Origin of the sequence: Crossiella sp. CA-258035, assembly GCF_030064675.1 — a bacterium.
Taxonomy (GTDB): Bacteria; Actinomycetota; Actinomycetes; order Mycobacteriales; family Pseudonocardiaceae; genus Crossiella.
The window spans coordinates 4,375,130-4,385,611 of sequence record NZ_CP116413.1 but is presented as its reverse complement, the minus strand read 5'-3'; the positions used below and the strand labels follow the sequence as shown (position 1 = coordinate 4,385,611).

Annotated in this window: 12 protein-coding genes; 8 read left to right on the top strand and 4 right to left on the bottom strand. The window is 71.3% G+C overall.

Translation table 11 applies throughout. From position 1 onward, the window contains the following. The first annotated feature begins 296 nt into the window (after nt 1-296). Together N8J89_RS19930 and N8J89_RS19925 are read left to right on the top strand one after the other, a co-directional pair. Nucleotides 297-728 carry a hypothetical protein gene (locus N8J89_RS19930; protein ID WP_283665883.1) on the top strand — a complete coding sequence of 144 codons (432 nt, stop codon included), beginning with the start codon at nt 297-299 and terminating at the stop codon, nt 726-728. A 49-nt stretch (nt 729-777) separates the two neighbouring features. After that, nucleotides 778-915: a hypothetical protein gene (locus N8J89_RS19925; protein ID WP_283665882.1), complete on the top strand. Its 138-nt coding sequence runs from the start codon at nt 778-780 to the stop codon at nt 913-915. Between the two features lie 165 nt (nt 916-1,080). Here the strand turns inward: N8J89_RS19925 and N8J89_RS19920 are convergent, their stop codons facing one another. Beyond that, on the bottom strand, nt 1,081-2,451 hold the full coding sequence (locus N8J89_RS19920) for an NAD(P)/FAD-dependent oxidoreductase (RefSeq protein WP_283665881.1): 1,371 nt from the start codon (nt 2,449-2,451) through the stop codon (nt 1,081-1,083). A gap of 81 nt (nt 2,452-2,532) precedes the next feature. On the opposite strand from N8J89_RS19920, the gene N8J89_RS19915 reads away from it, so the two are divergent. After that, nucleotides 2,533-3,384, top strand: a complete 852-nt coding sequence (locus tag N8J89_RS19915; RefSeq protein WP_283665880.1) for a transglutaminase domain-containing protein — start codon at nt 2,533-2,535, stop codon at nt 3,382-3,384. 10 nt (nt 3,385-3,394) lie between these two features. Here N8J89_RS19915 and N8J89_RS19910 read toward each other — a convergent pair whose 3' ends face one another. Next, the gene (locus tag N8J89_RS19910; protein ID WP_283665879.1) at nt 3,395-4,060 is read right to left on the bottom strand and encodes a hypothetical protein; all 666 of its coding nucleotides are present in this window, start codon (nt 4,058-4,060) and stop codon (nt 3,395-3,397) included. A gap of 38 nt (nt 4,061-4,098) precedes the next feature. Between N8J89_RS19910 and N8J89_RS19905 the strand changes: the two genes are divergently transcribed. Next, a complete protein-coding gene (locus N8J89_RS19905; protein WP_283665878.1) occupies nt 4,099-4,242 on the top strand; it encodes a cupin domain-containing protein in 144 nt (47 codons plus the stop codon). Here the strand turns inward: N8J89_RS19905 and N8J89_RS19900 are convergent. Together N8J89_RS19900 and N8J89_RS19895 are read right to left on the bottom strand one after the other, a co-directional pair. Continuing rightward, the gene (locus N8J89_RS19900; RefSeq protein ID WP_283665877.1) at nt 4,239-4,655 is read right to left on the bottom strand and encodes a nucleoside deaminase; all 417 of its coding nucleotides are present in this window, start codon (nt 4,653-4,655) and stop codon (nt 4,239-4,241) included. The two genes, N8J89_RS19905 and N8J89_RS19900, sit on opposite strands and share 4 nt — an antisense overlap. After that, entirely contained in the window at nt 4,652-5,494 is an 843-nt protein-coding gene (locus tag N8J89_RS19895) for an LLM class flavin-dependent oxidoreductase (protein WP_283665876.1), read from the bottom strand. The genes N8J89_RS19900 and N8J89_RS19895 overlap by 4 nt, the downstream gene beginning before the upstream one ends. A 94-nt stretch (nt 5,495-5,588) precedes the next feature. Here N8J89_RS19895 and N8J89_RS19890 point away from each other — a divergent pair, with 94 nt between their 5' ends. The 4 genes from N8J89_RS19890 to N8J89_RS19875 all read left to right on the top strand — a co-directional run bounded on the left by N8J89_RS19890 (nt 5,589) and on the right by N8J89_RS19875 (nt 10,407). After that, a complete protein-coding gene (locus N8J89_RS19890; RefSeq protein WP_283665875.1) occupies nt 5,589-6,044 on the top strand; it encodes an Lrp/AsnC family transcriptional regulator in 456 nt (151 codons plus the stop codon). A 154-nt stretch (nt 6,045-6,198) separates the two neighbouring features. After that, nucleotides 6,199-7,362, top strand: a complete 1,164-nt coding sequence (locus N8J89_RS19885; RefSeq protein ID WP_283665874.1) for a S8 family peptidase — start codon at nt 6,199-6,201, stop codon at nt 7,360-7,362. 25 nt (nt 7,363-7,387) lie between these two features. Further along, the gene (locus tag N8J89_RS19880) at nt 7,388-8,842 is read left to right on the top strand and encodes a trypsin-like serine protease (protein ID WP_283665873.1); all 1,455 of its coding nucleotides are present in this window, start codon (nt 7,388-7,390) and stop codon (nt 8,840-8,842) included. Between the two features lie 23 nt (nt 8,843-8,865). Further along, nucleotides 8,866-10,407, top strand: coding sequence for a S8 family peptidase (locus N8J89_RS19875; protein WP_283665872.1), 1,542 nt, complete (start codon nt 8,866-8,868; stop codon nt 10,405-10,407). Nucleotides 10,408-10,482 lie beyond the last annotated feature (75 nt).

Below are 10,482 nucleotides of genomic sequence, written 5' to 3'. Positions count from 1 at the left end.
TCATCGTCCTGGACCGGCCTGCCGCGACACAGCCCGCCGCGGTGTGGTGTTCCACCGGGACGCGCCGATCTCGCTGCGGGAGGGCGAACAGCTGGAGGTCAACGGCCGCAAGGCGGTGCGCAGGGAGTTCGACGGGGGCGGCATGTGCAGGCTCTGGCTCGAGTACCGCCCCTACACCAGTCCCGAGGGACTGCGGAAGGCCGAGCAGGTGCTGATCGAGACGATCGGCGAGGCGGAGATGTCGCTGTGCGAGGTCGCAAGGACTTCGCCGCGGCGATGGCCGCGAAGCTGCCGAAGTGACGGAGGTGCCAACGGTGCGGGAGAACGAGGGAACCCTGCTGCCGCGGTCGCACGGCAGCCTGACCAGGGGCGTCGCGGGCGCGGTGCCGGGCAGCGTGCCCGTGCTGACCGTCCACGGTGGACTCGTCTTCGGCCCACGAGAAGGCCGCATCCTGCTGTTCGGCCGCAACCGCCCGGAGGTGCGCGTCCGCCTCGGCGAGGACTACCCCCAGGTCAGCCGCAGGCACGGCGACGGCCTGTGGTGGGTCACCAACACCGGCCAGATGCTGATCCGGGTGCCACCGGACCGCCAGCTGTTCAAGGACGAGGACCCGGTGCTGCTCAGCGACGGCTACACGCCGCTGTTCATCCGCGGCTCGGCAGGCGGCAGCACCTGCTGGAGGCCTTCGTCACTGGCGACGGCGCCCGCCCGCGACGCTGCCCGGTGACGTCACCAGGCCACCGCGGGTCTGGTCACTCACCCAGGACGAGCGGCTGGTGCTGATCGTGCTCGGCGAGCGCTACCTGCCGTACGACCCACGGCCGCAACCCCTGACCTGGAAGGAAACCGCCGCCCAGCTCGCCAACCTCCAACCGGAGCACGCTGGCAGCCCAAACGCGTCGAACACATGGTGATCAACGTGCGCACCCGGCTCTCCCGCAGCGGCGTACCGTTCCCGACCCGTCAGGAGGTCGGCCAGCCGGTCGGCAACGCGCTGAACGACTACGCGATCCGCGAGCTGGTCAACTCCACCACGCTGGTGCCGCCGGACCTGGCCGTGCTGGGGTGGTCAGCGCCGCTCATCCCCGGCAAGCCCGCCACTCCTCGGACGTCAGCGGCGGTTCGGTCAAGGGCGGGCGACCCGGGCCGAGCAGAGCGCCGAGCAGGACCCGCGGTGCCAGCAGCCGCAGCGGGGACGCGGCGAGGGTGTAGACGTCGAACTGTGCCGCGGCCACCGCGGGACGTCCGGTGGCCGCCCAGGAGAGGCGGTCCAGGAATGCCTGGCGCAGGCCGGAGAAGCGGCCGGGGCGGGGGCCGGTTGTGTTGGGGTAGCGGAGGTCCTGGGTGGTGGCCATCGTCCAGGCGAGGTCAGCCTGGCGTGCGACGGCGCGTTGGATGATTGGGCCGCCGCGGTCGATTCCGTTGCACCGCAATCCGTTGCGGACGGCGAGGGCGCTGCGGGCGGCGATGGCCATGCCGTGGCCGTAGACGGGGTTGAAGGTGCAGGCGGCGTCACCGAGTACGAGGAAGCCGGTGGGCCAGGGCTTGATGCGTTCGTAGTGCCGTCGGCGGTTGCCGGGTATGCGGTACTGCCGTGGCGCGGTCAGTGGTTCGGCGCGGGCGATGAGGTTGGCGATGACCGGGTGGCGCAGGTTCCTGGCGAAGCGGGCGAAGCCCTCGTCGTCCACCGGCGGCTTGGCTGAGCGGGGGCCGACCAGCGTGACGATCCACCGGTGGTCCTCGATGGGCAGCAGGACACCGGCTTGCAACACCGGGCTGACCGTCGGGTCGGAGGCGATGTTGATCTCGGGGAAGTCGTGCCTGGCGTCTTCGGGGGCGCGGTAGAGGCGGGTGGCGTAGAAGATGTCCGGGTCGATCTTCTCTTCGGTGACCGCGGGCAGACCGAGGTCGGCGAGCCAGCGCGGGGCGCGGGAGGAGTTCCCGGTGGCGTCGATGATGAAGTCGGCGTCGAGGTCGGCCTCGGTGTCGCGGTCGCGCAACCGTGCACCGGTGATCCGCTGGGCGTCGCCGAGCAGGCCGATCGCCTCGGTGCCCTCCCGGGCCGCGATCTTCTTGTCCCGCAGCACTTTGTCGCGGACCACCCAGTCGAGCAAGGCGCGGGAGCAGCTGATCAGGAACTGGGCTTCGTCGAAGCGCCGCAGCCAGCCACGGGAGGCCAGGGCCAGGAACCTGCTCGGCAGGCCGATGCGCTGGGCGCCGTGCGCGATGAGGGTGTCGATGGTGCCCGGCAGCAGTTGGTCGATCGCGTGCGCGCCACCGGCGATCAGCACGTGCGTGTGGCTGGCCTGGGGAATGCCTTTGCGGTCAACCGGTCCGTCGGGATACTGGTCGCGTTCGATGATGGTGACCCGGTCGGCGAAGCCGGTGAGTGCGGACGCGGCGAGCATCCCGGCCAGCACGCCGCCCAGGACCACCGCGTGGATATTCATTCGCACAGTAAATAGCAATACTTCCGGCCAGATGCCGCCGAATATGGCGAATTAACCCCTATAGCCGCTACCGTCAACCGCATGGCGGCAAACATCGACTACGTGTCCCCCGGCCCGTTCACCAGCCTGAACGGTGTGGACCCCCGCGCATTGGAGTCGGCGGCCACTGATCCGGTGGACATCTGCCGACCGGTCCGCAACCTGGTAATTCACCCCATGGACACACCCGAGTTGAACCTGTCCGCCGACCGCTTCGAGGACAACCAAATTCGGCCGGTGAATTCACTCCTCCAGCAGCTGCTCACACTTGATCCCGCGCCGTTGACCGTCCCGCGCGAACCCCGGAAACGCGTGGTCGGCAGCTGCCGGCACTTCGCGGTGCTGGGCTGTGCGCTGCTGCGTCACCGGGGGATCGCCGCGCGCGCCCGCTGTGGTTTCGCCACCTACTTCCAGCCGGGGAGGGCCGTCGACCACTGGATCACCGAGTACTGGAACGGCACGCGCTGGGTCCGCGTCGACACCGAGCACCTCTGCGGGAACGCGCGGCCCCACCTGCACGACCTGCGCCCAGGGGACTTCCTCACCGGCGGTGAGGCGTGGCTGGCCCATCGGCGCGGCGAGATCGACGCGTCCCGGTTCGGCGTGGACGGCACCGAGAACTGGGGGCCCGCCGAGATCAGCGGCAACGCCGTGCGGGACCTCGCCGCGCTGAACAAGGTCGAGATGCTGCCCTGGGACGAATGGGGCCGCATGACCGAGGCCTACGCGGGCACGACCGGCCCGGACTACGACGCCCTGCTCGACGAGCTGGCCAGGGTGTGCGCCGCCGACCATCCCCCGGCCGTGCGCGCGCTCTACGCGCACGAGGACCTGCGCGTGCCGGAGCCGATCGGCTCGGCACTGGGGCCGGAGGCGCTGGTTCCCTTGCGGTAGCGGATCGTGATCAGCGGCCGAGGGCGGCGGCGAGCCACTCCTCGCTCACCCCCGTGTCCTCCGCATCCGGTTGCGGCGTTCCGTTGATGGTGGCCATCAACGACAGGTATCTGTTGAGCAGGCCGGTGAACCCGATGACAGCCCGCGCGGCGTGCCGGTGGGCTGCGCTGGTGGGATCGGGGTTGGTCATCGAGTGCCGCAGCTCGGCGAGGTCGTGCTCGTTGAGGGGCGCACCGGTGGCGCCGGCGGTGAGCTCGGCGATCTCCCGCGCCCGCGGGGACTCCGGCGACAGCCCGGACCGCTCCGCCAAACCGGACGTGTCGAAGTGGGACGCCACGATCCCGCCGTCGGCGCTCACCGCGCGGCTGAACGCCTCGCCGATCGGGATGATCCCGGCCAGCTGCACCCTGCTCTCCAAAGCCACCCAGGTGACCTCCTCGTAGGCGCGGAGGCCAGCCTCGGGACAGTCCGCCGGATCCGCGCCCATACGCCGGATGACCGTGCCCAGGTCCGCCCCGACCACGACCGCGATCGCCAGGTACAGCAGGCGTTCCAGCCCCTCGTACCCCGCGATGAGGGCGTCCGCCTCCGCCTGGCGCGCGCGTTCCAGCTCGCTCAGCACCAGCGCACCGGGCAACTCGGCGAACAACGGGGCCAGGTCACCGCGCAGCGCCATCTCCCCCGCCGCGTTGCGCGCCTCGACCTCCGCGCCCCGTGATCCACCTCCAAGGCGCGAACAACCTGCCCGACCGGCAGGCCCAGCTGGTGGTGACCATGTTCGCCCCGCCGGGCAGCCCGGTGCTGACCGTGGTCAGCGCTGAGGAGCTGGCCCAGCGGGCGCATCTGCGGGAAAGCTAGGGGTAGTAGCCTTCGACCGGGAGCTTCGCCTTGTCGTAGAGGTGCGGGCCGTCGGTCGGCACCTCGGGGAAGCCGCCGGTGGTCTTGAGCCCGTTGAGCTGCTCGCCCGACAGTGCGAACACCACGTGTCCGATGCCGGACCTCGCCAGTGCCCCCGCGCACATTCCGCAAGGCTCGCAGCTGGTGTACATCGTGGTGCCGGCCGCCGTGGTGGCGTCCAGGGAGCGGGCTGCCCAGCGGGCCAGTTTCAGCTCGGGGTGGGCGGTGATGTCGCCGTCGGTGAGGCTGGAGTTGCGCTCTTCGGCCAGCACGGAGCCGTCCGGGCCGACGAGCAGGGACCCGAACGGCGGGTTCCCGCCCGCCCGCGCCTCCGCGGCCAGCTCGATCGCCCGGAGCAGGTGTTCCTCGTTCATGCAAAATCCTTTCGCAGCAACTCTTTCCGCACCGTGGCCAGGGCGTGCCAGGCGAGCTCGGGGTGGTGGGTCTCCGTCGGGTCGCCGATGAACGGGTCCAGCACCACGGCCCGCGCTCCGTCGGCGCGAAGCCGGTGCAGGTCCTCGACGACCTGCTCGATCGTGCCCTCGCCCAGTCGTCGGTCCGGCACGGGCTCGTCGGTCAGCCGGAGCAGGATGCGTGGCGTCAAGCCGGGCAGTGGGCGCTCTTCCTCGGCGGCGAGGTTCTTCAGCCGGGTCACCGACTCCCGCCAGCCGTCGGGGGTCTGCCGCAGCGGGTGCCAGGCGTCGCCGAGCCGGATCGCGCGCCGCAGTGCGCCGTCGCTCTGCCCGCCCACCCAGATCGGGATGGCGCCCGCGCGGTAGCCCTCGTCCTGCCAGGCCGCGCGTACCGTGGTGATCAGCTCGTCGGTCAGCTTTCCCCTGCGGTGGAACGGAACTCCGAGTACCGCGAACTCCTGCCGCGCCCAGCCGACCCCGACGCCGAGCACGAGGCGGCCGCCGCTGAGCTCGCTCAGGTTCGCCGCCATCCGCGCGACCAGCAGCGGATGCCGGTACGGCGCGATCAGCACGGTGGTGCCCAGGGTGATCCGCTCGGTGACCCCGGCGAGCCAGGACAGCGTGGTGAACGGTTCGTAGAACGGCGCGGGGTACTGCTCGGCCACATCGGGCGTCACCGACACGTGGTCGGAGACCATCAGCAGGTCGAAACCCAGGCCCTCCACCGTCCGCGCCCAGTCTCGCAAGACCGCCGGGGTGGTGCCGGGGCCGAAGTTCGGGACGTTCACACCGAGCAACATGTGATCGAGACTATGCTGATCAGCCAGCCCCGCAGAAGGGACTGTCCACGGCATTTGGCCCTCCTCGCCGTGGATCTCACGGTAGTTTCGGGCCATGGCCGAGACCATGGACCTCACCGACTGGATGATCGTCGCGGAGCTGCAGCAGGACGGCCGCCTCGCGCTCACCGAGCTCGGTCGCCGGGTCAACCTCAGCGCCTCGGCCACCACCGAACGGGTCAAGCGGCTGGAGCACGCCGGGGTGATCACCGGCTACCGCGCCGTGGTCGACCTCGACAAGGTGGGCTACCACGTGCTGGCCGTGGTGCGCCTGAAGTACCCCGGCCACCAGCACCAGCCGCTGCACCGGCTGCTCGCCCAGCGCGGCGAGATCCTGGAGTGCCTGCGGATCACCGGCGAGGACTGCTACACCCTCAAGGTCGCGGCCACCTCGATGCCACACCTGGAGCAGGTGGTCAACGAGCTGACCGCGTTCGGCAGCACCACGACCAACATCGTCTACAGCCAGCCGCTGCCCTACCGCGGCATCGGCCGGACGCCCTCTCCCTGACTGACTGAGCGGCTCCACCTCGGGGACTACTGGGTGGTCTACGGGTGCCCACCACAATTGTCCGCCCGTGCGTCCCGCCGGAGAGTTGCCGGCGGGCCAGCACGCGTCGGCGGGCGGCCCACTCCACCAGTTCCCCCCTGTATCGGAGCTGCTCATGTCCAGGAACAAACGCGTCCTCGGCGTGCTCGTCGCCGGGTTCGCCGTGATGGCCGGTGTCGCGGCGCCGGGCCCTGCCGCCGCCTCCGCCGAGACCGGGTACCTCGTGCTGTTGCGCGACGGCCAGGCGGAGGCGGCGTCGGCCGCCGCGGCCGGGCTGGCCCAGCGCTACGGCCTCGCGGTCGGGCACACCTATGACACCGCGGTGCGCGGGTTCGCCGCGCGGATGTCGCCGCAGCGGGCCAGGGCCCTGGCCGGTGATCCGGCGGTGGCGCTGGTCGAGCCGGACGGGATCGCCCGCGGGCAGGAGACCCAGCTGAACCCGACCTGGGGGCTGGACCGGGTGGACCAGCGGGACCTGCCGCTGGACCGCGAGTACAGCTACCGCGGCAAGGGCGACGGGGTCACCGTCTACGTGGTGGACTCCGGGGTGGACTACCGGCAGTCCGACTTCGGCGGGCGGGCCTCCAGCGGGTACGACTTCATCGACAACGACGCCGACGCCGCCGACTGCGCCGGGCACGGCACGCACGTGGCGGGCACCGTGGGCAGCAACACCTACGGCGTGGCCAAGGGCGTCAAGGTGGTCTCGGTGCGAGTGCTGGGCTGCAACAACAGCGGGCCGTGGTCGACCATCGTCAAGGGCATCGACTGGGTGGCCAAGAACGCCCGCAAGCCAGCGGTGATCTCGCTCAGTCTCGGCGGCGGCGTGACGTCCACAGTGGACCAGGCGGTGCAGGGCGCGATCCGGGCCGGGGTGACCGCGACGGTGGCCGCGGGCAACAGCGGGCAGGACGCGTGCGGCGTCTCACCGGCCAGGGTGCCCGAGGCGATCACCGTGGCGGCCAGCGACAGCCAGGACCGGCGCTCGATCTTCAGCGGAGGCCAGTCCTCGAACTTCGGGCGCTGCACGGACCTCTTCGCGCCGGGCAGCAACATCACCTCGCTGCGCAACGGCGGCGGCATCCAGCAGATGAACGGCACCTCCATGGCCACCCCGCACGTGGCGGGCGCGGCGGCGCTGTACCTGGGCGGCAACCCGGGCGCCAGTCCGAGCCAGGTCAGCTCGGCGCTGACCGGCGGCGCGACCGCGGGCAAGATCACCGACGGTCGTGGTTCGCCCAACAAGCTGCTGCACACCGCGTCCCTGTCAGCGCGCTGACCCGCTTCCCGGAAGGACGAACACCATGACCAGACCCAGAAACAGGCTGCTCGGCCTCGCCGCGGTGCTGCTGGCGCTGCCGCTGACCGTGGGCTCCGCGCTCGCCGCACCGGGCGGGGGCCTCTCCGGTGCGACGCCGACCGACCTGGCCCGGGTGCCCGATGGCGCGCAGGGGCAGAGCATCGGCGGTGAACCGGCCTCGGTGCGCGAGCACCCGTACGTCATCGCCGCGCTGCGCGAGGGCGGCAGCAGGCCGCGCGGGCAGAGCTGTTCCGGCTCGGTGATCGCACCGCGCAAGGTCCTCGTGGCCGCGCACTGCAAGGAACTCCAGGGCCGCAAGACCGTGCTCTACGGCCTGGACGACGTGGCAAAGCCCGGCGGCACCCAGCTCAACGTGGTGGACTACAAGACCCACCCCAGCTACCGCCACTTCGCCAGCGGCTACGACGTCGCGGTGATCACCACCGACGCCGACATCCCGGTGCCTGCCGGGGGGTACGCCACGATCGCCAGTTCCGCCGACACCGGGCTGGAGCAGCCGGGCCGGACCGTGTTCAGCCTCGGCTACGGCAAGAAGAGCCACAGCGACAACCCGCCGGATGCCAGTCTGCACAAGCTGACCCTGCCGATCGTGGACCACCGGCAGTGCACCGGGGTCGAGCAGGGCGCGGACCCGAAGACGATGATCTGCGCCGGTTACCCCGACGGCCGCAAGACCGTCCTGCCCGGTGACAGCGGCGGGCCGCTGGTCGCCGACGGCAAGGTGATCGGCGTGGCGTCCTGGAGCCGCAGTGACTTCCGCTGGTACAGCATCTACGCCCGGCTCAACAACGAGATGGGCGACTGGGTCCGGGAGCAGATCGGCGACCCGCCGCCCACCGGCGCGTTCACCCTGTCCGCGGTGCCCGCCGCGGCCAAGGTCGAACCCGGCAAGCACGTCTCGGTGAGCCTGACCAGCAAGGCGGGCAACGGCGGGGCCGAACAGGTCGCGCTCAGCGCCACCGGTCTGCCCGAGGGCGCCACGGCGACCTTCCAGCCTTCGACCATCACCACCGGCGAGACCGCCAAGCTCACCATCGAGACCGCGCCGGGCACGGCCGATCGGGAGTACCGGATCACCTTGTCCGGCAAGGGCAAGGCCGACACCGTGAGCACCGCGCTGACGCTCACCGTCGGCAAGGGCGGGCAGCCCGGCGACCTCGCGGTGGCGGTGAACCCCGGCTCCGGCTCCGGCAGGCCGAGCACGCTGCTCGCCGCCACGGTCACCGTGACCGGCGGCACCGGCACGATCACCTTGTCCGCCAGTGGAACCGGCCTGGTGATCCAGCCGATGTTCAACCCGCGGACGGTCAGCTCGGGCGGCAGCTCCACCATGCAGGTGTTCGCGCCGCACCAGCCCGGCAGCTACCCGGTCACCGTGACCGCCACCGACAGCGCGGGCAAGAAGGCCAGCGCCGTCTACACCCTGACCGTCCAGTGACCCGCGGAACGAGGCGGATTCCCATGCACACCAAGGCACAAGCCCTGCTCGCGCTCGGGCTGCTGGCCCCGGCGCTCACCCTCGGCGCCACCGCGGCGCAGGCCGCGCCCGCGGAGGGCACCGTGGTCCAGGCCCGGCAGCACTACGGCGACCAGTACATCGTCGTGCTGCGTGAGGATGTGGCCACCGGCCAGGCCGCCTCCGCCGCGCTGGCCCAGCGCTACGGCGGCGAACTGCGCTCCACCTACACCCACACCCTGCGCGGCTTCTCGGTGCGGAGCATGACCGAGCAGCAGGCCCGCAGACTGGCCGCCGACCCGGCGGTGAAGTCGGTGCACCAGGACGGCACCGCACGCGGCGCGGACACCCAGCCCAACCCCACCTGGGGCCTGGACCGGGTCGACCAGAAGAACCTGCCGCTGGACCGCGCCTACACCTACCCGAACACCGGCGAAGGGGTCACCGCCTACGACATCGACAGCGGCATCGACCCCGGCAACCCGGAGTACGAGGGCAGGGCCAGCCTCGGTAAGGACTTCTTCGGCGGCAACGGCTACGACTGCCACGGGCACGGCAGCCACACCGCGGGCACCATGGGCAGCAAGACCTACGGCGTGGCCAAGAAGATCAAGGTCGTCGGGCTGAAGGTGCTCGGCTGCGACAACACCGGGCCGGACTCCGGCATCATCGACGCGGTCGAGTGGGTCACCGCCAACGCGCGGAAGCCCGCGGTGGCCAACATGAGCCTGACCATGGACGCCCCGGGGGTCGGCGACGACGCGGTGAAGGCCTCGGTGGCCTCGGGCGTGGTCTACACCGTGGCGGCGGGCAACGCCTCCAGCGACGCCTGCGGCACCAGCCCGGCCCGGGTGCCGGAGGTGATCACGGTGGGCGGCACCAACAGCTCGGACAACCGGTACATGGGATCCAACATCGGCACCTGCCTGGACATCTTCGCCCCCGGGGAGAACGTCACCTCGATCAGCAAGGGCAACAGCGGTGGCGGCAGCACGAACATGACCGGCACCTCGATGGCGGCCCCGCACGTCGGCGGCGCGGCGGCGCTGTACCTGGCCGCCAACCCCGGCGCGACCCCGCAGCAGGTCCGCGACGCCCTGGTCAACGGCGCCACCGACGGCGTCATCCGCAACGTGGGCAACGGCTCGCCGAACAAGCTGCTCAACGTCTCGGCGATCAGCGGCGGGCCGGGGCCCAAGTGCGGGATCCGCACCAACATCACACCGGTGCCCATCCCGGACGCCGGTGACGCGGTGACCAGCTCGGTCACCCAGGAAGGCTGCCCGGGCACGGCATCGGCGACGCTGCCGGTCAAGGTGGACATCAGCCACGCCTACACCGCGGACCTGGTGCTCGACCTGATCGGCCCCAGCGGGAAGTCCTACCGGCTCAAGGACTCCGGCGGGATCGGCTCCGCCGGCGGGGTGCACCAGAGCTTCACCGTGGACGCCTCCTCGGAGAACGCCAACGGCACGTGGAAGCTGAGCGCCCGGGACGTGTACCGCTTCGACGCGGGCACGATCGAGGGCTTCGCCATCACGTTCTGACCGGATCTCCGAGGCACCGGCCTGGTGGGCCGCCCGTAGCAGGGAAAGGCGGCCCACCAGGCGCCTCGCCGGGAC

What these genes read in the sequence shown, in the direction of transcription:
- N8J89_RS19910 (WP_283665879.1), bottom strand. Translation starts at nt 4,060, where the DNA reads ATGGCGCTGCGCGGTGACCTGGCCCCGTTGTTCGCCGAGTTGCCCGGT.
- N8J89_RS19890 (WP_283665875.1), top strand. Translation starts at nt 5,589, where the DNA reads ATGGCCGAGACCATGGACCTCACCGACTGGATGATCGTCGCGGAGCTG.
- N8J89_RS19915 (WP_283665880.1), top strand. Translation starts at nt 2,533, where the DNA reads ATGGCGGCAAACATCGACTACGTGTCCCCCGGCCCGTTCACCAGCCTG.
- N8J89_RS19920 (WP_283665881.1), bottom strand. Translation starts at nt 2,451, where the DNA reads ATGAATATCCACGCGGTGGTCCTGGGCGGCGTGCTGGCCGGGATGCTC.
- N8J89_RS19875 (WP_283665872.1), top strand. Translation starts at nt 8,866, where the DNA reads ATGCACACCAAGGCACAAGCCCTGCTCGCGCTCGGGCTGCTGGCCCCG.
- N8J89_RS19895 (WP_283665876.1), bottom strand. Translation starts at nt 5,494, where the DNA reads ATGTTGCTCGGTGTGAACGTCCCGAACTTCGGCCCCGGCACCACCCCG.
- N8J89_RS19880 (WP_283665873.1), top strand. Translation starts at nt 7,388, where the DNA reads ATGACCAGACCCAGAAACAGGCTGCTCGGCCTCGCCGCGGTGCTGCTG.
- N8J89_RS19885 (WP_283665874.1), top strand. Translation starts at nt 6,199, where the DNA reads ATGTCCAGGAACAAACGCGTCCTCGGCGTGCTCGTCGCCGGGTTCGCC.
- N8J89_RS19900 (WP_283665877.1), bottom strand. Translation starts at nt 4,655, where the DNA reads ATGAACGAGGAACACCTGCTCCGGGCGATCGAGCTGGCCGCGGAGGCG.